20 protein-coding genes are annotated in these 22,600 nt (G+C 43.2%); 9 read left to right on the forward strand and 11 right to left on the reverse strand.

The features are described from left to right. The first annotated feature begins 40 nt into the window (after nucleotides 1–40). Nucleotides 41–784 carry a TetR/AcrR family transcriptional regulator gene (locus AB6E51_RS11990; protein WP_017069888.1) on the forward strand — a complete coding sequence of 248 codons (744 nt, stop codon included), beginning with the start codon at nucleotides 41–43 and terminating at the stop codon, nucleotides 782–784. Nucleotides 785–899: 115 nt separating this feature from the next. Here AB6E51_RS11990 and AB6E51_RS11995 read toward each other — a convergent pair whose 3' ends face one another. The 3 genes from AB6E51_RS11995 to AB6E51_RS12005 form a co-directional block, all read right to left on the reverse strand. Next, entirely contained in the window at nucleotides 900–2,171 is a 1,272-nt protein-coding gene (locus AB6E51_RS11995; RefSeq protein WP_372058290.1) for a DEAD/DEAH box helicase, read from the reverse strand. A 57-nt stretch (nucleotides 2,172–2,228) separates the two neighbouring features. Continuing rightward, nucleotides 2,229–2,840, reverse strand: coding sequence for an ACP phosphodiesterase (locus AB6E51_RS12000; protein WP_017059830.1), 612 nt, complete (start codon nucleotides 2,838–2,840; stop codon nucleotides 2,229–2,231). A 205-nt stretch (nucleotides 2,841–3,045) separates the two neighbouring features. Further along, entirely contained in the window at nucleotides 3,046–3,174 is a 129-nt protein-coding gene (locus AB6E51_RS12005; protein ID WP_017059831.1) for a hypothetical protein, read from the reverse strand. Nucleotides 3,175–3,619: 445 nt separating this feature from the next. Between AB6E51_RS12005 and AB6E51_RS12010 the strand changes: the two genes are divergently transcribed. Both AB6E51_RS12010 and AB6E51_RS12015 read left to right on the forward strand, forming a co-directional pair. Continuing rightward, a complete protein-coding gene (locus AB6E51_RS12010; protein ID WP_017064640.1) occupies nucleotides 3,620–4,843 on the forward strand; it encodes an aromatic amino acid transport family protein in 1,224 nt (407 codons plus the stop codon). Nucleotides 4,844–4,991: 148 nt separating this feature from the next. After that, nucleotides 4,992–6,416: a methyl-accepting chemotaxis protein gene (locus AB6E51_RS12015; RefSeq protein WP_017064641.1), complete on the forward strand. Its 1,425-nt coding sequence runs from the start codon at nucleotides 4,992–4,994 to the stop codon at nucleotides 6,414–6,416. A 408-nt stretch (nucleotides 6,417–6,824) separates the two neighbouring features. Here the strand turns inward: AB6E51_RS12015 and AB6E51_RS12020 are convergent, their stop codons facing one another. The 3 genes from AB6E51_RS12020 to AB6E51_RS12030 all read right to left on the reverse strand — a co-directional run bounded on the left by AB6E51_RS12020 (nucleotide 6,825) and on the right by AB6E51_RS12030 (nucleotide 10,217). Further along, complete coding sequence (locus tag AB6E51_RS12020) at nucleotides 6,825–7,550, reverse strand: HAD-IA family hydrolase (RefSeq protein ID WP_017059834.1); 726 nt, start codon at nucleotides 7,548–7,550, stop codon at nucleotides 6,825–6,827. 303 nt (nucleotides 7,551–7,853) lie between these two features. Then, nucleotides 7,854–9,662 (reverse strand): HD domain-containing phosphohydrolase, encoded by a 1,809-nt coding sequence (locus AB6E51_RS12025; RefSeq protein ID WP_102333464.1) that lies wholly within the window; start codon nucleotides 9,660–9,662, stop codon nucleotides 7,854–7,856. Nucleotides 9,663–9,722: 60 nt separating this feature from the next. Then, nucleotides 9,723–10,217 carry a hypothetical protein gene (locus AB6E51_RS12030; RefSeq protein WP_017064644.1) on the reverse strand — a complete coding sequence of 165 codons (495 nt, stop codon included), beginning with the start codon at nucleotides 10,215–10,217 and terminating at the stop codon, nucleotides 9,723–9,725. 248 nt (nucleotides 10,218–10,465) lie between these two features. On the opposite strand from AB6E51_RS12030, the gene AB6E51_RS12035 reads away from it, so the two are divergent. The 4 genes from AB6E51_RS12035 (at nucleotide 10,466) to AB6E51_RS12050 (ending at nucleotide 16,564) form a co-directional block, all read left to right on the forward strand. Continuing rightward, entirely contained in the window at nucleotides 10,466–10,945 is a 480-nt protein-coding gene (locus tag AB6E51_RS12035) for a CreA family protein (protein ID WP_017064645.1), read from the forward strand. 129 nt (nucleotides 10,946–11,074) lie between these two features. Then, the gene (locus AB6E51_RS12040) at nucleotides 11,075–12,379 is read left to right on the forward strand and encodes an inosine/guanosine kinase (RefSeq protein ID WP_017064646.1); all 1,305 of its coding nucleotides are present in this window, start codon (nucleotides 11,075–11,077) and stop codon (nucleotides 12,377–12,379) included. Nucleotides 12,380–12,673: 294 nt separating this feature from the next. Next, nucleotides 12,674–14,422, forward strand: a complete 1,749-nt coding sequence (locus tag AB6E51_RS12045) for a formate--tetrahydrofolate ligase (protein WP_017059839.1) — start codon at nucleotides 12,674–12,676, stop codon at nucleotides 14,420–14,422. Between the two features lie 237 nt (nucleotides 14,423–14,659). Continuing rightward, entirely contained in the window at nucleotides 14,660–16,564 is a 1,905-nt protein-coding gene (locus AB6E51_RS12050; protein WP_102331910.1) for a GGDEF domain-containing protein, read from the forward strand. A 63-nt stretch (nucleotides 16,565–16,627) separates the two neighbouring features. On the opposite strand, the gene AB6E51_RS12055 is transcribed toward AB6E51_RS12050, so the two are convergent. Then, nucleotides 16,628–17,233, reverse strand: coding sequence for a beta-phosphoglucomutase family hydrolase (locus tag AB6E51_RS12055; RefSeq protein ID WP_102331909.1), 606 nt, complete (start codon nucleotides 17,231–17,233; stop codon nucleotides 16,628–16,630). A gap of 87 nt (nucleotides 17,234–17,320) precedes the next feature. Between AB6E51_RS12055 and arfB the strand changes: the two genes are divergently transcribed. Then, nucleotides 17,321–17,731, forward strand: a complete 411-nt coding sequence (arfB, locus tag AB6E51_RS12060) for an alternative ribosome rescue aminoacyl-tRNA hydrolase ArfB (protein ID WP_017059842.1) — start codon at nucleotides 17,321–17,323, stop codon at nucleotides 17,729–17,731. A gap of 93 nt (nucleotides 17,732–17,824) precedes the next feature. Here the strand turns inward: arfB and AB6E51_RS12065 are convergent, their stop codons facing one another. Next, the gene (locus AB6E51_RS12065) at nucleotides 17,825–18,142 is read right to left on the reverse strand and encodes a helix-turn-helix transcriptional regulator (RefSeq protein ID WP_017059843.1); all 318 of its coding nucleotides are present in this window, start codon (nucleotides 18,140–18,142) and stop codon (nucleotides 17,825–17,827) included. A gap of 200 nt (nucleotides 18,143–18,342) precedes the next feature. Between AB6E51_RS12065 and AB6E51_RS12070 the strand changes: the two genes are divergently transcribed. Next, the gene (locus AB6E51_RS12070; RefSeq protein WP_372058289.1) at nucleotides 18,343–18,669 is read left to right on the forward strand and encodes a hypothetical protein; all 327 of its coding nucleotides are present in this window, start codon (nucleotides 18,343–18,345) and stop codon (nucleotides 18,667–18,669) included. A gap of 91 nt (nucleotides 18,670–18,760) precedes the next feature. Here AB6E51_RS12070 and AB6E51_RS12075 read toward each other — a convergent pair whose 3' ends face one another. The 3 genes from AB6E51_RS12075 to AB6E51_RS12085 all read right to left on the reverse strand — a co-directional run bounded on the left by AB6E51_RS12075 (nucleotide 18,761) and on the right by AB6E51_RS12085 (nucleotide 22,300). Continuing rightward, entirely contained in the window at nucleotides 18,761–19,831 is a 1,071-nt protein-coding gene (locus AB6E51_RS12075; RefSeq protein ID WP_372058288.1) for a trypsin-like serine protease, read from the reverse strand. A gap of 263 nt (nucleotides 19,832–20,094) precedes the next feature. Further along, the gene (gcvT, locus tag AB6E51_RS12080; RefSeq protein ID WP_055319500.1) at nucleotides 20,095–21,228 is read right to left on the reverse strand and encodes a glycine cleavage system aminomethyltransferase GcvT; all 1,134 of its coding nucleotides are present in this window, start codon (nucleotides 21,226–21,228) and stop codon (nucleotides 20,095–20,097) included. A 448-nt stretch (nucleotides 21,229–21,676) separates the two neighbouring features. Further along, nucleotides 21,677–22,300 (reverse strand): helix-turn-helix domain-containing protein, encoded by a 624-nt coding sequence (locus AB6E51_RS12085; RefSeq protein ID WP_017064652.1) that lies wholly within the window; start codon nucleotides 22,298–22,300, stop codon nucleotides 21,677–21,679. Nucleotides 22,301–22,600: the final 300 nt, after the last annotated feature.

Here is a 22,600-nt window from a genome sequence, read left to right on the forward strand (position 1 = left end):
AAAAACAGTGTAGAATGTTGTAATCAGGTAATTATGTGAAATGAAGATGACCGAAAAGAAGCAAGGTAGAAGAAGTGCAAAAGACGCCGAAGAGACGCGTTTTTTGATCATGAGCGTTGCCGCAGACATGTTCTGTGACTTTGGCTACGATCGTGTATCACTGCGAAACATCAGTGAAAAGGCAGGCGTCTCGCATAGCCTTATCCGCCACCACTTTGGTAGCAAAGAAAAGATTTGGCATGCAATAAGTGATTGTTTACACGATTATTTTCAGTCTTACATCAGTAAGATTATGGAAGAGCTGCCCAAAGATGTTGCGCCAAATATCGCTATCTACCTGTTTAGCATGCGTCTGTTCACCAACATGATTCACTCACGTAGGCCAATGCAGCTTATTTCAGACTCTGTTCGCCAAGAAGACAACCTAGTTGATTACTTCATCGACAATGTCGGCGATGTTGAAAAAGAGATTAACGGGCTTGCCGCTGAGTACAATGCAGCTAACCCAGACAAAATGATCAACATTTACGAAGTTAAATGGCAAATGATCATGTACGCAAACGGCGCTGTATGCCTCACTCCCTTTATGGAAAGCACTTGGAATGAAGGCGATATGGTCACCTCTCCTGAAGATGTTCTACTTAAGCATTGGCAGCTTTTCAACACGCAGATGGTCAGCAAGTTCAATATTGATGAAGAGTGGGTTCTAAACCCAACCTCGATTGAAGAGCTGATTTATGAAGTGCCATGTGAATGGAAATGTAACCAGGAACATAAAGCTTAATCGGGTTCATACCCATGATGAGCTTATAAGATACAAAAACGCGCCGTTACAGAAGTCACTGTAACGGCGCATTTTTATATGTATAGATCTTTAAACTGGAGCTTTGTCCAGCTTGTTAACGACGTGCTTTACCGCGGTTTTGGTGAATCTTAAGCTTCGCTTTCATCTTACGTTTTTCTGATGAACGGCTCTTGCTGCGACCACCACGATCGGGCGCTAGATCTTTTTCAAGGCTTGGTTCAAAGCCCTCTAGCCACTCTTGAGGCAAGCGCGTATCAAGTAATCGCTCAATGTCACCCAATAGGTAAGCTTCATCCTGACTCATCAAAGAGATCGCTAAGCCGCTGTTACCCGCACGGCCAGTACGTCCGATGCGGTGAACATAATCTTCTGCTTTAAATGGCATGTCATAGTTCACAACTTGTTCTAGCTGCTGAATATCAATACCACGAGCTGCCACGTCGGTTGCGATCAACGCACGAACTCTGCCTGACTTAAAATCGTCTAGGGCTTTTTGACGCGCACCTTGGCTCTTATCGCCATTGATTGATGCCGCTTTAATGCCGTCTAACTTAAGCTCTTTAACGAGAGCATCAGTGCCCTGCTTAGTCTTTGTGAACACCAACACTTGTTGCCAGTTTTTTGAACCAATCAAATACGCTAATAGCTCACTTTTACGCGACTTATCTACCGGGTAAACCATCTGTGTTACGGTTTCAGCGGTGCTGTTTTTTGGAGTAACTTGGATTTCACTTGGCTTCTGCATCATACGGTGTGCAATCGCTTTGATTTTGTTATCAAACGTTGCAGAGAAGAACAGAGTTTGACGCACTTCGTTCATGCGAGAAAGAATACGCTTAATGTCAGGCATGAAGCCCATATCTAACATACGGTCAGCTTCATCCAGTACCAGTACTTCCGTTTGGCTCAACATGATGTTTCTAGTGAACATGTGATCAATAAGACGACCAGGCGTCGCGACAAGAATATCTGCGCCACCGCGTAAGTTATCAGTTTGCACCTTCATACTTACACCACCGTAAGCTACGACCACTTTAAGATCGGTACCTTTTGCATAACTGGTTACGTTATCAAACACCTGTTGCGCAAGCTCACGGGTTGGCACTAAAACCAAAGCTCGAACCAGTTTAGGATTTGGAATTACATTATCTTTAGTAGCAAGTAATCTTTGAATAATTGGCAAGCCAAAAGCCGCCGTTTTACCTGTCCCCGTTTGAGCACCAGCCAGTACATCTTTGCCCTCTAAAACCAAAGGAATCGCTTGTTCTTGAACACTGGTTGGAGCCGTGAAGTTCAGCTCTTCTAGCGTAGCAAGTAGATGATCAGACAATCCTAATTGATTAAAAGATTTGGTAGATTCAGACATAGTAAGATGCTCAAAGATTAAATAGGCGCGGATTGTAGCAAACCTACATTACGCTGTTTACCTTTCCTTTTGATTTTTCTTCATTTGAAGCGCATTAAACTGCTTAGCTTCCTCTAAAACGTTGGGATAAAGCTCATTAAAGTGACACTGCAACGTATCATAGTGACGTTCGAGGTCATCGTAACATGCCTCGAGCATACCGAGCTTAGGCCTTCTCAACGCCATTCGCTGCAACACCACCTCTATAGATGACATGTCTTGATAGCTCTCTAACCATCTATGCTCAGCCATTTTCTGATGAACCATAACGAAATTTTCAGGCCAGTGTGGCTCTTGATGTTCAAAGATCTGCTCATGGCTATCTAAACAAAAACGCTCTAATGTCTGCTGTGAAAACTGATCCCAATGATTGGCTAAGCAGTGATCCCAAAATACATCGAGTGCGATAGGCGCAAAGCGTCGTGTTTGGTCTGAGAAAAGTGATTTTGCAGAACGAGATACATCATGACGATCAGTATAGCTATCAACAAATCGATGAAGCCTAATACCGTCAGAAAGGGAATCAGAATAGTGTTTATTAGGGTCGCCTTTAACAAAATCACCTAACAGGTTACCTGCTAAGTTGCTGTTACAGTGCTTGGCGATGTGAAGGTGTGCGAGAAAGTTCATTGAACCTCATTAAAGTATCGAGAACTAAGTAACATGGTAAACGTACTCGTTTATCTTCGCGAACTTTAATGAGGATAGTTTTGGTATGACGTGTGAGCGAATACGATTTGCTCAGTTTAGAATTGTTTGCTTTGAGAAGCTTTAGCTAAGAAAACTTTTAGCTTTAAAACGTTTCAGTTGAAACTGAATTAAAGATCTTAAAAGCTTAGTTCGAAGACTTGAAAAGCTCTTCTGCTAACTGTTTCACTGTCTGCTCATAGTCAGACAAATCAATGCCAATTTCCATAGCATCTAACAACTCTAGACTTTCGTCATTATAAGATTGGTCACTCATTGTGCCCCCTCTATTCCTTGATGTGGACATGATGTCCGATTAACTAGTGCACCATCTTGGACTTATATTATGTCACTTTGATGAACGCACTCTACTCTACCCATTCCATATTCATAGCTTAAAGCTACTCGCGATCATTAACGCTTTTTTGCGTTAAAGGGGTATACGCGAACGACATATGTACTGCCACCTTACACCAAGTACAACAAATTACTCTATAAATTTTGAAACCGATCATGGTCAAACGTTTGCTTTGCTCATTTGAATGCTGACACGCCCTTTGTGTAAATATTAATTTACAGTGGATGTTTTTAATTACAATAAGAATTGCATTTGGAATTAAATTCAATCAGAATACTTCAAAATCGAGATATTCTTTGGGTTTATGCGCTTAAGCTAGAAGAATTACAATGAAAACACACCCTAACGTAAAGAATTATATACAATGAATAAATCAAAGGTTTTTGGTAGTACTTTGATCATTGCAGGCACAACCATTGGTGCTGGCATGCTCGCTCTTCCACTTGCTTCTGCAGGTATTGGCTTTTCAACTTCACTTTTCTTGATGCTGGGTTTATGGGCGTTAATGGCTTTTACTGCGCTATTAATGGTAGAGCTTCACCAATTCGCAGAATCTGACGCTACCCTACACACGTTAGCTCATACCATTTTGGGGACAAAAGGAAAGTGGATTGCGAGCTTCGCGGTGATGTTTCTTTTCTACGCTCTGTGTGCGGCATACATAGCTGGCGGCGGTGCGCAATTTAACCAACGAATTTCGGATATCGCGGGTATCGAACTTAATGCTCAAATCACCACGCTTCTATTTACCCTATTAGTTGCCGGCGTTGTTACGATTGGTACACACAGTGTTGATAAAGTTAACCGCGTTTTGTTTGGCTTAAAGCTTATCGCGATGGTTTTGGTACTCAGCTTCCTAGCGCCAAACATTACCTCTCAATACTTAATGAGCATGCCTTTACAGCAAGGCCTGATTGTTGCGGCTATTCCGGTTGTGTTTACCTCTTTTGGTTTCCACGGCAGCATCCCATCAATTGTTCGATACCTAGATGGTGACGTTCGTTCTTTACGTAAGGTAATGATTATTGGCTCGGCACTGCCTCTGGTTATCTACGTTTTCTGGCAAAGTGTTACTTTGGGCGTGATTAGCCAAGAGCAGTTGTTGTCTGACACAAGCTTGGGCGCGCTATTAGTCTCGCTATCGCAAACGGTTCATCAATCCAACCTAAGCGTGATCGTCGGTGTGTTTGCAGACCTTGCACTGCTGACATCTTTTATTGGTGTGAGCTTGGGCTTATTTGAATTCATGGGCGACTCACTGAGCAAGAAACTAGGTAACGCAAAACGTGTTAAGACAGCTGCTATCACCTTCTTACCGCCACTGGGTTTTGCCTTATTTTACCCACAAGGCTTCATCATGGCTTTAGGCTACGCAGCCATTGCACTTTCAGTGCTCGCGATTCTGTTACCAACAGTGATGGTCTACAAGGTTCGTTACACTGATTTCTCTGTCAAACCTCAATCTGCAGAAGCCAGTTACCAAGTGTTAGGCGGTAGCAAAGCGTTGTTTTTAGCAGGTAGCGTTGGCGTATTTATCATTGCCATTCAAGTTCTTATTTCAGTAGGGTTACTGCCTTCTTTGGGCTAATAAACCTATACAGAACTAATTTACTTGATCCAGATCTCACAAATAACATGTCACTATCATTAATTTTCACAATTAGTAGATTGAAGTCACATTTTTATTGAGGTCGGTTATTTAGAGTCCACGGTAAAGGATTTACCGTGGAGTTTTTATGAAAGAAGTACAATTTCGAACGATAGACAAACTGTTTATCAAGATGTCGATCAACGACAAATTTTGGGTCATTTTCTTAATCTTTTTTGCCGCTTTGGCAAGCCTAGCTGGACTGAACTACGTCAACAAAATGGAACACATTGACGTAACTGCAAAACAGCAGGTCGAGTATCAACTGCAAGGCATTTTATCAGCATCAGATTCCCCTGCTTCTGTTCGCTCTGTTAGCCAGCAAACTCGCGCTCAACAAACCACTATTTCAAATAATGGTTCTGTGACTGCCACAGCACTCGCACAAGATGGCAACTACTACTCACTTACCGTTTCAACTAACGATATACAGAATCAAAAGCAGCAAGCACTGTACACTTTATTACTGAGCTTCTTGTGGTGTGTGCCTTTTGGTCTTTTCTGTTACTGGGTAGCGACTTTCCTAGGCGGCGCACTTTGGGTTCTTTATTCAACGACTCAAAAGATTGGTGATGGTGACTTAACATCACGCCTTGGCTTCCACCCTGGCCGTGATGAGTTCGGCACGATTGGTTGTGCGCTTGACCGTTCAATGGACACGCTTAGTGAGTTAGTCAACAACGTAAACCACAGTGCAGCAACGCTAAGCGAAACATCGGCTTCTTTCGAAACTGAGATGAAGCGCAGCGAAACACAAATCATGAGCCAAAATGCCTCTCTAGACTCTGTAGCGACAGCAATGGATCAGATGACAGCTTCGGCAAATGAAGTCTCTAACATCTCTGCACGCTCAACTGAACAAACAGAACAAGACGCGCAGCAAATCAACGATAGCCACGCGAAGGTTCAACAGGCAATCTCGGAAATCACCACCCTTTCTTCTTTGATTGAGCAAACCTCATCTTCTGTTACTAGCTTGAATGTGAATACGAGCCAAATTAACGAGGTCATCACGACGATCAATGCTATTTCAGAGCAAACTAACTTACTTGCTTTAAATGCCGCGATTGAAGCCGCTCGTGCGGGCGAGCAAGGCCGAGGTTTCGCTGTTGTTGCTGATGAAGTAAGAACACTGGCAAGCCGCACTCAGTCGGCTACTGTAGAAATCCAAGCGATGATTGAACGCTTACAGCAAGAGAGCCAAAATATCGCGAAGATCACCGAACAGACGGTTGACCAAGCGCAAACCAGTAGCCAGTTGATTTCAAACATTGGTCACGACGTAAACTCGATTGCAGATTCAGCTCAAGCACTAATGGACATGAGTATCCAAATCGCAACATCAGCCGATGAGCAAAGTAACGTTGCCAATACGATTGCAGCAGAGCTTAACGATATTCGAAGCCAATCCGATGTGATTAAAGACGTGGCTCAGAATTCTTCAAATGGCGTATCTAGGCTAACAGAAGCGTCGGTTTCTCTATCTCAGACATTGGCACGCTACCGAACTTAAGGATCAACTGGTGAACTAGCGGCGTGAATTGAAAACAAACTAATGAGGACTCGTAATGGGTCCTTTCTTTTTGGCTTTTGTTTAATAACATTACAAGAACCATGGTCAATAACGATGACATTATCAATTACCATGAAGCAAGTCGCAAAGGAGAGATTAAGAAGTGTCAGAACTGTCTAATATTCGAGCTTAGGAGTAATCTAATTGAACGGGTCTTTTTTCGCTTACCCCCTTGCTGCAGGTGACACATAATGAATAAAACAGAAACACCAAACACCGACGACATTGCATGCCCTTTATGCCAACACGACGAGTATCTGCTTTCAGAAAGTGGAGAAAAGTTTACTTGTGCATCTTGCGGTTTCCACACCAAACAATTTAGTAAGGTAGTCAGCCTTCAACTAAGCTCTACCCCACCAAAGCTGCAGAATTCGATATACCACCATTTGAGCAGTGCTTGCCATTAATCCAAACTGAAATTTCTTCTAAACTGTAGATATCCTGAGCCGCGAGTTCTGCTGAGTCGGCTTCGGGATCTACGATTGCTTCATCAATACTCGGGCGTAATCGAAACGATTGGATACCCGCGCGAACACCAGCCTCAATCCCTTTCAACGTATCATCCACGTAGATGCACTCATTTGGCAGAAAGCCCATGTTCATGGCCGTGTACATGATTAGATCAGGCTCTGGCTTCCAGCTGTTAGCATCAAAAGCTGAGAACACTTTGCCTTTGAAGTCGTCTAGCATGCCTGTCATCGCCAATGAAGATTCAACCCTAGATTTCGGTGCATTGGAAGCAATACAAAACTCGATGTCTTGTTGTTTGAGGAATTCAATAAGTTCGATAGCGCCATCCATCGGTTTTAAATGACGCTGGAACAGTGCTTGTAATTCATTGCGATATAACGGCTCAAGTGTATCAATCGAGATAGATAACCCAAGACGTTCTTGTGTATCCATTAAGATGTCGGCTAGCTTCCCGCCTTGAAAGTGCGCATAGCAGTCGTTGACGTTTAGCTCCGCTCCAAAGCCAGTGAAAACGTTCACCAAAGCTTGGCAGCACAGCTTTTCACTATCGATAAGTGTTCCGTCACAATCGAAAATCACACATTTAGTCTGTTCTAACCGCATAGGTATCTCACTCAGATTGAATCCAAGTTTTATCCTATAGTGTTCTTTCAATGCGCGAGATGATTGAGGTAACAGTTTGCAGATACAGGCTTATTTCTCTTCGCGAAATATGGAGTTGATCACTTTATCGCTCAGCATAAGCAACAGTTTTCATTAAATTAACCCAGATTCTACGAAACCAAATACTGCGAGGTTTACATAAGCTACTCAATTTCAGGAGAAAATATAAATCACTACTTCCTAGCCGGATCGTGGTGAATCGATAAAAAAAATGGCTTATAGGCTACTCAGATAGAGCGACAATTAGCTAACAACCGACTCTTCTAAGACCTTAGCTTCAAGCGAAGGTGAAGACGCATATTCTACAGTTCCAGTATCGGGGTACGAATCTCGGATAGCGACAAACTCGGATAAGTGTTTCAGTAGCAATTTAGTTAGCTGAGGATCAAACTGGTAGCCACACTCTCGCTCAAACAAATCGACCACCATATCTAACGGCCACGGTTCTTTGTAGCAACGTGCACTAAGCAGCGCATCAAACACATCGGCTACGGCAGTGATACGAGCAAACAGGTGTATTTCATCACCCACTTTTCCATTCGGGTATCCAGCACCATCCCAACGCTCGTGATGTTCGTTAGCAATGATTGCCGCGAGGTTGGTAATATCACCCGCTCCGCTCTTTAGTAAGTTATAGCCAGCCGTAGTATGAAGCTTCATCACCTCCCACTCTTGGTCGGTTAATTTCCCAGGTTTATCCAAGATTGATTCAGGGACTGAAATCTTACCCACATCGTGCATTGGGCTGATGATCTCAATCATCTCGACCTCGCGATGGCTCAAGCCACGATACTTAGCAAGCAGTGCAGACAACTTGGCTACACGCTTAACATGATTACCAGTTTCGCCAGAGCGGGTTTCAATTGCCTCTCCGAGAACATGAATCATATCCTTTTGGATATTCAAGGTCTGTTTCTGAAGCTTTAAGATTCGTTTGTTCTTATTCGCCAACTCTTTCTTTTGGCGCAGAGTGACAAATTGCATCAAGATGATCAGGCTCAAACCCGCAATCACCATCGACAGCCCCAATAACAACTGGAAGTTTTTGCGAATAAAGGATGAAGGCTCGTTAATGAAAACCGCTTCGTCAGGTAACGCGTTTCCACTAATCCCGTATCTCTTCATTGCAGGGTAATTGAATACAAAACGTTTGTTGTCTCCGGGAGTTAACGGTGTAGTAAAACCAAGTGGAAGGTATTTATCCAACGCATCGACGGCCTGTTCACCCATGCTTTGTGAGTGATTAACGTAACCACCGAGTACATCACCCGAAATATAGAACTGCCATAAAGCAAACACCGGAGCAGCACTCGCTTTTGACAACGTATCCGCAATCTCTTGGTAAGTGTGATAAACCCCTTGCTTTAACTCGGTGTTGTAATGACTGAGCAATACCGCATCGTCCGCAGAGATCCCTTCCAAAAATTGGCTCGTATGCTCCAGCGACAAGTCGCGAATTTCTACGAGATTGATATTTGAAAATTCAGCCATCATTTTGTTCATTTCTTTATGAATCAATTCAGACGTGACACTATAATCATTTACAAAATAGAGATTCTTTAGATTAGGTCTTAATTTGGAGATCAGCTTAATATTAACGTCTATCTGATCGTTCTCGTAAAGCACAGTTGCTCTGTCAGACACCGCGTACATGTCGGTGCTGAAATCATTGATGCCGGCTGCAACGACAGGTGTGGAGCGATCAATCAAATTAGGCAGAGATTCAAGAAAATTGGCTGCGTTATCGTCCGTCGCAATTACGCCATCAAATTTATAACCTGCATACTTCGCACGTAAGTAGTTCGCGAGAGAGTCGTAATACTCTGGGCTGTGGACACGCTTTGAATCCAAATACTCTATTGAGAGTTTAACTTCGGTTTGAGACTGGCTGAACGCACTGTCTATCCCTTTTTGGAAGTCAGCAGTCCATTGATAAGAAGGTTCGTATGAGTGTAAAACTAGGATGCGTTTAATATCCCAGTCGTTAGCAAAACTGAGTGAAGAATAAGCGCTAACACATAATACAGCGATTGATATCAATAGCTTGTACATACAATACCCTTTAAATAAGACGGGGTATTGTACTTAGATTAACGCTTTGTCAAAGAATCTTTAGTTCTCGATCCATACTTTATCGCAAGAAGCATGATCTTGTGCCCAAAAATCGTGTAACTGCTTAGCAAAGTTGTTGATACTTTGACCATTTTCAGCAACGACATCCGAGATCAATAGGGAACCATCCGCTTCTGTGACGATAGCGCTCGCCACAACTTCACCGTTTTGAGTACCAATATATAATACATGATCGTCAGAAAGCATAATTTGGCTCAAGAACTCAAGCATGTGTGCCCTTTCGATTTCATCTTGGTAAACGCTTGCTTGGTTGAGTGAAAATAGCACGGTCAATTTATGGAAATCGACTTTATGCAGTTCATCAATTTGGGAAGGAGTTTGATCTTGTGCTAGGAGTTGGTATGTCTTGGATGGAAGTTTGCTTTGATAAAGTTCACGGCCGAGGAGGCTCTCTTTTGCGGGGTAAGCAATATCGAGCTGACTAAATAGCCATTGGTTTTTCTTGTGTGCAATTTCAGGTATTTCGTTATTCATTCTTTTAGTACCTACGGTTAGTATCCCCAAATATCGCAGTTATTTGGAAGACATACGGTCGGCTGAGGTGCCGAGCTACAAGCAGAGAGCATACAGAGCATGACCAAGGCCAACAAGTACTTTAAATGCTTCATATTTTTCATTATCCAACAACATCCTTTAAGAACTTAACGAAAAGCTCTACACTCGTATCCAAGCTTTCAATATCCTTATAGTAAACAGAACTATATAAATAAAAAGGACTTCTTATGAAAAAAGCCTTAATAGCAGCAGGTATCGTGACAATGTTAGCTGGCTGTTCGGACAACGAGGTTGGCGACGTCTCACTGGGTTTCTTCACAATGAAGGATATCAAGATGTCTTCATTAGATGACGATAAGATCGCGGGTGTTACCTGTCATATCGCATCAATCGAAGCAAACCTTAGCCTTTCTGATCCAAGTGATAGCTCTATATCTTGTCGTCAAACAGGTGAAATTACACCAGAAATGATTGCTCAAATAGACAAGAGTAAGTCTGGCGAAGTGGTATTCAAGCAATCGAAAAGTATCTTCTTTAAAACAATGAAGGTTCGTCGTATCTACGATGCAGAGAATCAGTCGCTGCTTTACTTGTCTTACACCACCAAAGAAACAGAAGGTAGCTTCAAACACAGCCTTTCAACTGTTCCACTATGGGGTACAGAGGCTTACGTTGATCCAGCGACGTTAGTACAGCCAACCGAGTAGTTTCAAACATATAGTTAGTTGAATCACCTGTACAGACATTGTGCAGGTGATTCAAAATGTAATAAAAATGAAAGAAACAGAAACAAAATGTGATATCATGCGGCAAAATTTTTTCACTGTATTTTTCATATGAAGTTTCCTGGACAGCGTAAATCTAAGCACTACTTTCCAACTCACGCACGTGATCCGTTGGTCAACCAAATTCAACAAACGCCTAAGCTTCACCGCGCAACGATTGTGGGTGTTGGCCAAACGATTGTTGATATCGAAGCCCGTGTTGACAACGAGTTCCTAGAAAAATACGAGCTGAGTAAAGGTCACTCACTGGTATTGGAAGAAAGTAAAGCAGATGCGCTGTATGAAGAGTTAGTTGAGCGCGGTTTGATCACGCATCAATATCCTGGCGATACTATCGGCAACACACTGCACAACTATTCCGTACTTGCGGACAGCAAATCTGTCCTGCTTGGCGTAATGTCTAAGAAGATTGAAGTTGGCTCATTTGGTTATCGTTACCTTTGCCGCACTTCTTCTCGTATGAATCTAAACCACCTTCAAACTGTTGATGGTCCAATTGGTCGTTGTTACACGCTGATTTCTGAAGATGGCGAACGTACGTTTGCAATCAACGAAGGCCACATGAACCAACTTCTTCCAGAAAGCATTCCTGAAAAAGTCTTCGAGAAAGCTTCTGCATTGGTTGTGTCGTCATACCTAATGCGTGGCAAACCTGAAGATCCGATGCCAAAAGCGGTACAAAAAGCGATTGAATACGCGAAAGCGCACAATGTGCCTGTTGTACTAACACTTGGTACTAAGTATGTGATCGAAGGCAACGCTGAATGGTGGCAAGAATACCTGAAAGAAAACGTAACCATCGTCGCGATGAACGAAGATGAAGGTGAAGCGCTAACGGGTGAAAAAGATCCTCTATTGGCTGCTAACAAGGCACTTGAGTGGGTTGACCTAGTTCTATGTACTGCAGGTCCTATTGGTCTATACATGGCAGGTTACACTGACGAACCAGCGAAACGCGAAACCACACTGCCATTGTTACCGGGTAACATCCCTGAGTTCAATAAATACGAATTCAGCCGTGCGATGCGTAAGCAAGACTGTAAAGACCCAGTAAAAGTGTACTCTCACATTGGCCCTTACCTAGGCGGCCCACTTGAGATTAAGAATACCAATGGCGCTGGCGATGGTGCACTTTCAGCACTACTTCACGACATGGCAGCAAACAGCTACCACCACGTGAATGTACCAAACTCAGAGAAACACGAGCACGCTTGTCTGACGTACTCTTCACTGTCTCAAATTTGTAAGTACGCAAACCGTGTAAGCTACGAAGTGTTGACTCAGCACTCTCCTCGCCTTTCTCGTGCATTACCTGAACGCGAAGATAGCTTAGAAGAAACATACTGGGATCGTTAATCGGCCATATTAGGTAGTTACCTCTTAGAGGTTAACGCCAAGTGAGATTACCCATTCCTTGAAGGGCTGCTATATGCAGCCCTTTTTGTATTCAACGCCAATATAATTGCAACTGAAGGTAATCAGAACGAATATTTTGCTCGTTTAAGATTTGATCTCGCGCAATGACTCTTTAGATCTGTTATCTTCCAGCACATAATTCGTGTGGTTTGCCTTTACTTGGCAAATTTATACAGTACTATCGCCACGCAAACGTTTACGTACCGCCTTTCGGTTCTGATATAAGGATCAAATATGCTGTCTGATATTGATATTTGTCGCTCTACTCCCCTTAAAAACATCAGTGAGGTTGCCAAGCAAGCTGGCCTGCACCACAACGAACATCAGCCATTAGGGCAATTCAAATCTAAAGTGTCTCTCACGTCACTTGAACGCCTCGCCAACCAACAAGATGGTAAATTAGTCGTAGTCACGGCGATCACACCGACACCTCTTGGTGAAGGCAAAACCGTCACTACTATCGGATTAGCACAAGGCCTCGCAGAGATTAACCAATCTGCAATGGCCTGCATTCGCCAGCCTTCAATGGGTCCGGTATTTGGTGTAAAAGGTGGCGCTGCGGGTGGTGGTTACTCTCAAGTTGCCCCTATGGAACAATTAAACCTGCACCTGACGGGCGATATTCATGCTGTTACGGCCGCTCACAACCTCGCCTCTGCCGCCATTGATGCACGTTTGTATCATGAACAACGGGAAGGCTTAGAGGCGTTTGAAGCGCGTTCTGGCTTAAAAGCCTTGGATATTGACCCAAGCAGAATCGTTTGGCGACGTGTACTTGACCACAATGATCGCGCACTACGCATGATCACGGTTGGCAAGAACGAAGCAGACAAAACAATTAACGGCTTTGAGCGAGAAGATGGATTTGATATCTCAGCTGCTTCAGAGCTAATGGCCATTCTTGCTCTAGCCAATGACCTTCAAGATTTGAGAAAGCGCATCGGACGAGTGGTACTTGCCTACAACAAACAAGGCTTGCCGTTGACCGCAGATGACTTCAACGTTGCAGGCGCAATGACCGTAACCATGAAGGATTCTATTGAACCAACATTGATGCAAACCCTTGAAGGCGTTCCTACCCTAATTCACGCCGGGCCTTTCGCGAACATCGCACATGGTAACTCTTCAATTATTGCCGATAAGATAGCGTTAAAACTGAGTGACTTTGTCGTGACCGAAGGTGGTTTCGGCTCAGATATGGGCTTTGAAAAAGCGTGCAACATAAAAGCAAAAGCGTCGAACAAAAAGCCCGATTGCGCTGTGGTTGTTGCAACATTACGTGGATTAAAGGCCAACTCTGGTTTATACGATTTGAGACCCGGCACTCCATTACCAGATTCAATTTTTAATGATGACCAAGACGCGCTAATTGCAGGCTTTGAGAACCTAAAATGGCACATCAACAACGTTAAGCAATACCAAGTGCCTACAGTTGTTGCGATTAACCGATTCCCACAAGACTCAGCTCAAGAGCTCGATGCTTTGAAACAGATGATCACCGACTTCGACTCAAGCGTTAACGTTGAAGTAAGCGAAGCATTTGGTCAAGGTGGCGAAGGCGCGACTCAACTGGCTCACGCTGTAGTCAAAGCTTGCCAAAAACAGAGTGAATTTAAGCCTTTGTATCACTCAGAGCAAAGCCTAGAAGAAAAGCTGATGGCAGTTGCTGAAGTTGGTTATGGCGCGGCAAGTATTTCGCTATCTCCACTGGCTAAAAAACAACTGGCTGAATTCAAACTGCATGGCTATAGCGACCTATCAGTTTGTTTGGCAAAAACACCACTATCGATCTCGACAGAAGCACACGTAAAAGGTGCACCAACCCAATTTGACGTGCCTGTTAGAGAACTAAAATTGTGTGCTGGTGCTGGCTTTATTTACGCGTTGTGCGGCAATGTAATGACCATGCCAGGCTTGCCTGACAAACCGGCGTTCATGTCGTTAGATATTGATAGTAATGGAAATATCGTCGGCCTAAGCTAGCTGCCCTTAGTTAGATAATCGGCAATTAATCGCGATTAATTTAGCTTAGGTTTCGGAGCAGTGTTCTATATTGAGCAATCATTTACTAACGAAGTGATTGCTCAACAATCAAGCTTAAATGCAAAAAGTTGCACTTAAATCGTAGTTATATGCGAATCTTGCCTTAACTTCTGGGTCAAGATCACATTAAAAACCCTATAAAATATATAGTATTGCGCTGATTCTTTGAGGACAGTGATGAATACAAGTATAAAAAAACTAGTCAGCCAATTTCTATGTACCATCTTTGCCCTAGGACTAGTCCCTGCCCTCTACATTAACTCTGAATTTGACAGGGTTGAAGCTCAGCACACGCTAAATATCCAACAGTCCAGCCAGAACCAGATCGAATACAGCTTTCATGAACTCGCTGTTATTGTTGAGCAAATCTCTAACTCTGTTCCGTCAATCGCCGACTCTCAAACACTACTCCGAGCGATTCGAGAACCTTCTATTATCCATAAAGAAACCCTGCAAGATCTTTGGGTGATGTTAGCTCGTGGCCAAAAATACTATTCCCAGCTTCGTTATCTCGATCTAGCCGGCAACGAAGTGTTCCGCGTTAACTACAAAGACGGTCGAGCCACTGTCGTCCCCGAGAACGAACTGCAGAACAAATCTTCTCGAGATTACTACCAGATGCTTCAGAAATTAGAGATTGGCGATGTCAGATCCAGAGGCATTGACCTAGAAATGGAAAATGGAGAAATCATCCACCCGTTAACGCCGGCGCTTCGCATTATGACACCAGTCGCTGAAGGGAATCGAATTATTGGTTACTTCATTGCAAATCTAAACATGCTAGAGATTTACAACCGCCTTCATTACCAAATTGGAGACTCAGATGCAGTCCCGGTCATTCTAAACAAAACTGGTCATGTCATCATGGGCCCTGACCCAGCTGAATCATTTGGGCATGTGATTGAATCACGTTCAGACAAGACATACGCAAAGCTATACCCAGAGCTTTGGAAAGACATTCAAGACAACTCTTCGTCTAGCTATTTCGATGGTAAGAACTGGTATTTCCACTCGGACATCAGCCCAAAGATAAAGCAGTTTGCAGGCCCTATTTACATGGTTCTTCACATTGAGAATCAGCATTTCAGCAGTCAATACCGACAAGAAAAACAAGCGATTGTCGTTCAGATCATCACCTTGTCTTTCTTGATTTCGATGATCTCCGCTGGCTTTGTATTGTGGAACAGTAACCACAAGAAGAACAGTATCGATAGTCAACTGGCTAAAGCCGCGATGAATGGTATGTCTGCCTTAGTGATTACCGACAGAAACAACCGTATCATCAAGGTAAACCAAGAATTCACCCGTGTTAGTGGCTACGAGTTAGAAGACGTAAAAGGCCGCCAACCATCCATGTTTGCCTCTGGTCGCTACAACGAAGAGTTCTACATCAAGATGTGGAGCATAATCACTAAGACTGGGGTATGGGAAGGCGAAGTGGTCAATCGCCGTAAAGACGGATCTTTGATCACGGAAATATTGCGAATCCAAACCATTAAAGACTCGAAAGACGTGATTCAGTTTTATGTCGCTTCATTTGTGGATATCAGTAAACACAAAGAGCTAGAAAACAAACTGAGAAACCTGAGCGAAAAAGATGCCTTAGCTGGGTGTTGGAACCGCCGTAAGTTCGATCTTGAGCTGAGAGATGAGTGCTCTCGTGTGAATCGATACCCTACTCGCGAACACTCTTGCTTAGCGATCTTGGACATAGACTATTTCAAACGCATTAACGACAGATTTGGTCACGATTATGGTGATCGCGTCATTCAAACCGTTGCTGAGGTATTACAACGTGAGTGTCGAGAAACTGATTTTGTGGCTCGCATTGGTGGTGAAGAATTTGGCGTTATTCTGCCTCATACCACAACTGAAGAAGCTGAATATGTGCTTAACAGATTGAGAATCGCAGTCAATATTGAGCTCGACAACGTGGTGACGGTCAGTGGCGGAATCACCAACCTGACCAACGACCCTACTCTCAACTACAAGTGTGCGGATTTAGCACTCTATGAAGCCAAAGCCGCAGGTCGAAACAGTGTTTGCCTGTTCCTAGACAGCGAAATGAGCGAAATCGCCTAACAGAAAATCAGTATTGTTCCGCTAGGCTATCAGTTTGGCGGTTTAACAACCCAATCCTTTCAATCAGCTTGGTGCTGGATAGAACTCTAACTTTTTCCCTTCTACCACCAGAATACAATCCATGTTCGCAGCATGAGCAGCCTGCTTACCTAAGTTCGTATCTTCAAACACAACACACTGCTTTGGCTGTAATCCCATACCAAAACACGCATCTAAGAAGGTATCCGGATTTGGTTTGTGATTCTTCACATCTGTTGCTGTCACTAGGATATCCAGCTTGCTCAAAATATCTGTTTTGTCCAACAACTGTTCGGCACTTTTACGTTGACTGCCCGTTCCTACTGCAATCTTCTTGTTACCCAGATGCTCTAACAACAGAGAGTGAGTACAAGGGATAACGTCTCCTTTGTCTTCAATAGCCGCAAACGACGCCATTTTAAACGTAGAAACCGCTTGTGGGTCGAGCGATAAACCGTATTTGCTGTTCACCTCACCGGCTATCTTATAACTCGGCATGCCACCTAAACTATGTAGCCAAGACGCTTCAAAATGAAAACCAAACTCTTCAGCCGTTTGCTGCCACGCCTTTACATGTGCAGGCATTGTATCGATCAACGTACCGTCCATATCAAAGATTAATCCTTCATATGCCGTTAAATCTATTTTCATCACTACTACCACTCTTTAATAAAGTTACTGATACCATAACCAATATTCAGTATCATGGCGCCATATTACCGTTCAAAATGGATGTTTATGTTACAAATATCTAATTCTGTTTCGATTCAAGACTGGGAACTTCAGTTAACAGCGATCAGAGCACAAGGAGCCGGCGGTCAGAACGTCAATAAAGTATCGAGCGCGATACATTTACGTTTTGATATCAAGCACTCTACCCTACCTGACTTCTATAAAGAAAAGCTCCTCGCACACAAAGATAGCCGCATCACCAAAGACGGTGTGATTATCATTAAAGCGCAACAGTATAGAACTCAGGAACAAAACCGAGATGATGCTTTAGTGCGCTTGAAAGAATTGATCTTGGAAGCGACAAAGGTTCAAAAAGTAAGACGAGCAACTAAGCCGACGCGTGGCTCTCAGAAAAGACGTTTAGAAAGCAAAAAACAAAGAAGCACCACCAAACAGCTGCGTGGAAGAGTGAGCTGATGGCTTCATGCCCTCAGAGAACACATTACCCTAGAAGTATCTGTCAATTTGACTAACGAATCGATCTATTACGCTGTTTATTTGAAAGAAAGACTACTGCTTCTTTTTGACCGACAAAATCAGCTTGATCAACAACAGGCGCTCTTCGCTGGTCAGCAGACGACTGACCGCAGCTACATCTTCCGCTGTTACTTGTGATGCGCCAACAATATCAAGAACCACATCCAAATCCGTCACTTTTAAGGTTCTAGTGATTGAACGATACTGAGACATCTTGATGTCCGCCTCTCCGCGTTCAATCCTTTGATAGGTTTTTAAGCTCATTCCTGCACTCGAGGCCAACTTTTCTTGAGACAAGTTGGCTTGTTTCCTACGCTCAATCAGCGCCAATATTATGGGTTCTTGCGACATAAGCTCATCCTCAAAAGACAGTTATGTCCTAAATTCAGCAAGAAGCAGACCATATTGACTTGTGATGGTTTACATAAGCCATCAAAGGCATATTATTCGCTTGATAAAACCGTTACGTTTCATAAACCTTCACACTGATATCAGTTGTGAACGTACAGGCTAGGTAACTTGAGTATTCAAGTGTTGGGAAATTAGAAAAATTGCAAATTGCGAATAAGAAAGACGTCATATTGGAAATTGCGAATCGTTATAAATTGGCATTTCCTTGCATTAAGCACGCATTAGAAACGGACAATGCCCGCTCCGAAATTATTGCAGTGCAGCATAGGCTACTCACTTACAAAGAAGTGATGCTGCACGGAAGTATGTTGGAAGAGAAAGAATTGAAGCAGGCCTTTTCTGCTCTGAACCAAAATGAAAAAGGTGTCGCACAAGGCGGTATTCAAAGCATCAACGACGCAGTTAAAGAGATGGATGTGATTGTCGAAAGGTACATTAGAAAAGCGTCTACTGAATTCTGTGCCTAATCCTCTGAACGGCTTAAACAAACAAAACAAAAACGGCCAGTCATAGTTGAATGACTGGCCGTTTGTTTAGCTAACATGAAGACGTGGGTATCTAACAAGACATCGCTCTTCTAAACCTACCGAGTAACATCAACGCGCCTAGCACGCCAAACGACAAACTGCCTCCACTGCCGCCTGAACCAGATGAAGTCCGTGCATTCACATAAGCCGTTCGCTTAGCTTCTGTTGCTGAAATTTGAACGGTTTCAGAACTATCTATCACACCACCAGTTACATCTGTAATCCAATCTCTGTAGTCATAGATTTCAGTGAATACCGAAGTTACTCTTGAGCTGCCACCACACGTTTCAGGACCAAAGCTGGTAATCCCTACTTGTCTGTAAACCGAACCATCCTTCCAGTAGACAGGACCTCCAGAGTCACCTTGACAAGTGCCACCGTACAAGCCAGAAGTAGCCACATCTCCAACGAAACAAATTTGATTCTCTGTTAACTCATTGCCAGCAGCAAATACCGTTTTACAAGTCGCATTGTCTACATAATTGAGGTTTGCTTTTTGTAGCAAAGTGGTTCCGTCGAAACCAGTGCGTGTATCACCATGGCCCACAGCGGTAAACGCCTCAGAAGAACTGCGATAACCATCCGAACTAGGACGCTTTACAACATCATTGATTGAGTCGATATTCAGTGCGCTTTCTAACTTAAGTATTGCAACGTCATTGCGTAATAGGTCGCTCAACGCATTTGAATAATCGCTGCGATAGTAAACCTCAGATACACGAGCTTTTTGGATGTTACCGTTGGGAAACTGAGAAGTATTTTCAATTTGAGGGACGACAACAGTAAACAACTGCCCTTCTTCATTACCGTATATACAATGCGCTGCGGTTAGAATATGCGTTGGATCTAAAATTGTTGCACCACAGTAAGGGCCTGTTGAGTAAACACCGTCATAATCAATACGATCAATGAACAAGCTTGCCATCGAAGGAAATTCCGTGACTGAAGCGTCGCTGCCATTAACAATATAAGGTGTCACAGTCGCGTCAGGAGAAACTTCGACCGAGTTTTCTGTCGCCATAACACTTGATGTGTAAATCATTGGCGCTAAAAGCCCTAAAACGGCTTTACGAACTGGACTCATTGTATGATTCACATTCATAGATAACTCCTTGTAACCCCTACTACTTATTTACAAAATTGATGAATAGACACCATAACACGTACTGACCATCATTATAGTAAGTATTTGTAACGATATTGCCACATCTCTCAATTTATAGACGAATTTAACAACCTGACTTCAATTGTTCTATTCTGCCTTGTATACGTTTCAAAAAACAAAAAAGCCTACCGTTAAACATCCCTAAAAAGAGAAGCTAACAATAGGCTTTCGTTATAGTTTGTGTTTTCTCTTAAAAGAGATTAGCCACGGTAGTAACGTTGAGGTACGAATGGCATTTTTTCTACTGTCATTGGTAGCTTCTTACCACGAACTTCAGCAAATACTTCTGTACCGATAGCCGCTAGATCAGTGCGCACGTATGCCATTGAAACAGGTTTACCCGCGTTAGGACCCGCAGTGCCACTCGTTACCACACCTACTTTGTTTCCTTCCGCATCGAACAGTTCAGCACCTTCACGTACAGGCGCTTTAGTTTGACCCACTAGACCAACACGCTTGCGTTGAACGTCTTTAGTTGCGATTTGTTCAAGGATGATATCAGCACCTGGGAAACCGCCAGCACGCTCACCGTCAGTACGACGCACTTTTTGAATGCCCCATAGAAGGCTAGCTTCTACTGGAGTCGTTGTTGTATCTAAGTCGTGACCGTATAGGCATAGGCCACACTCAAGACGAAGTGAATCACGTGCGCCAAGGCCAATCCACTCTACTTCAGCTTCTGCCGTTAGTTTACGCGCTAGTGCTTCAGCGTGATCGTTCGGTACTGAGATTTCATAGCCATCTTCACCCGTGTAGCCACTGCGGCTCACGATGCATTCAACGCCATCGATATCGACTTTTTGAACATCCATGAACAGCATATCTGCAACGCTTGGTTGGAAACGAGCAAGAACTTCAGACGCTTTAGGGCCTTGAAGTGCTAATAGAGCGCGGTCATCGATCACTTCCATCTCTACGTCAGCCGGTAGGTGCGCAGTAAGGTGGTCGATATCTTGTGTCTTACAAGCCGCGTTCACAACAACAAATAGGTGATCGCCTAGGTTCGCAACCATAAGGTCATCCATGATGCCGCCCTGCTCATTAGTAAAGAAAGCGTAACGCTGTTTACCAGAAGGAAGGTCGATAATATCCACAGGAACCAAAGATTCTAAGACAGCAGCTGCGTTTGCACCATGTAGACGAAGTTGCCCCATGTGAGAAACATCAAAAAGACCGGCAGCGTCACGAGTGTGTAAGTGCTCTTTCTTTACACCTAGTGGGTACTGAACTGGCATATCGTAGCCAGCGAAAGGAACCATTTTCGCACCCTCTTCAACGTGAAGTGCATGCAGTGGTGTTTTTAGTAGGTCTTGATTAGCGTGTTCTTGAGTCATTTTATTCTCCATGAAGCGTTGCAGGCTGTCCAAAATCGAGTCTGCCGCTTATATCTCTATTTAGAGTCGCCTCTAACGATACGGATTAACGTTAGAAACAGTAGATAGTAAAAAGTGATGTCTTTTATATAGGCTTATATTGTTAGCTTTATAAATCTGAATAGCTGTACAAATCCCATACAACTCACTTTCTAAGAATTCACTTCAGTAAACTTCAATCAACATGAGTAAACCGTGTTCACTATAATAAACAAGCCTGAGTGAGTTTTACACCCTTAACAAGATTAAAACAGCTCAAAATGTGACATTTAACAATTTAAAAACAATTTATAGATGCATACAAAAACGCGATATTGATGATTTTCACATCAATATCGCGTCTGTTGCCTAACGTTCGAAACAAAAGCAAACGTTTGCATTCACTATAAGAAATTCTAAGTTTGTTAACTTATTTTGCAGTCACCCACAAAATAAGTGCATCTTCTGTACTGGTAGAAATCAGCATGTGGCCCATATTAGCATCGTAATACATGCTATCGCCTTCGCTCATTGGCACAGGTTCGTAGAATTCTGAATAGAACATCACATCGCCAGAGATGATCATTAAGAACTCCTCACCGTCATGACGCACCCAATCATTATACTCTTCAAAAGTACGTGCTCTTACGCGGCTCTTAAACGGCATCATCTTCTTATTAGAAAGCTCAGTCGCAAGCAGCTCATGTTCATAAGTCGGTGTTGGGTGTGGTTTACCTTGGCCTGCCTTGGTTAAATCGCGACGTCCTGTTGCCACTTTTTTTCTCGGTGGCTCAAAGAGTTGAGGCATATCTATTTGCAAACCCATCGCTAATTTTTGCATAGCCTGAAAGGTTGGTGAGATCTGTTCATTCTCGATTTTGCTGAGCGTAGAACGCGCCAAGCCAGTTCTTTGGCTTGCTTCTTCTAGCGTGATCCCAAGCTTGCCGCGGATATCTTTAATGCGCTGGCCAAGCCTAAGTGGCTCTATATTCTGGTCTAACGTTTCTTTCGCCAACGTTAAAGATGGGTACTCATCATAAATGTCTTCTGACATAGGTCCCTCATTATTTTCTTACTTCCTGTCTATTCATTTCATTGTTGCATGAAGCGCTTTGTTGATTAAAGAGCACACAGAGAAATAAAGCGTGCTCCCCGTAGCAAAACAAGAAAAGTTGTTTCCTATTGGAAATTTTTGTTGAAAATTGATTTTATCGGAGCTATGTTATCGACTTGTTAGATGAAGAGATGCTACTTCAGCTTGCAGCAAATGATAGATTTAACATTTGTAAGAGCTGTTTTTTACCCGAACTTTTTGGGAAACAATTCGTGCTGCATTGACCCTACAACGATCGCT

Origin of the sequence: Vibrio sp. 10N.247.311.47 (assembly GCF_041467535.1) — a bacterium.
Classification (GTDB): Bacteria; Pseudomonadota; Gammaproteobacteria; order Enterobacterales; family Vibrionaceae; genus Vibrio; species Vibrio crassostreae_C.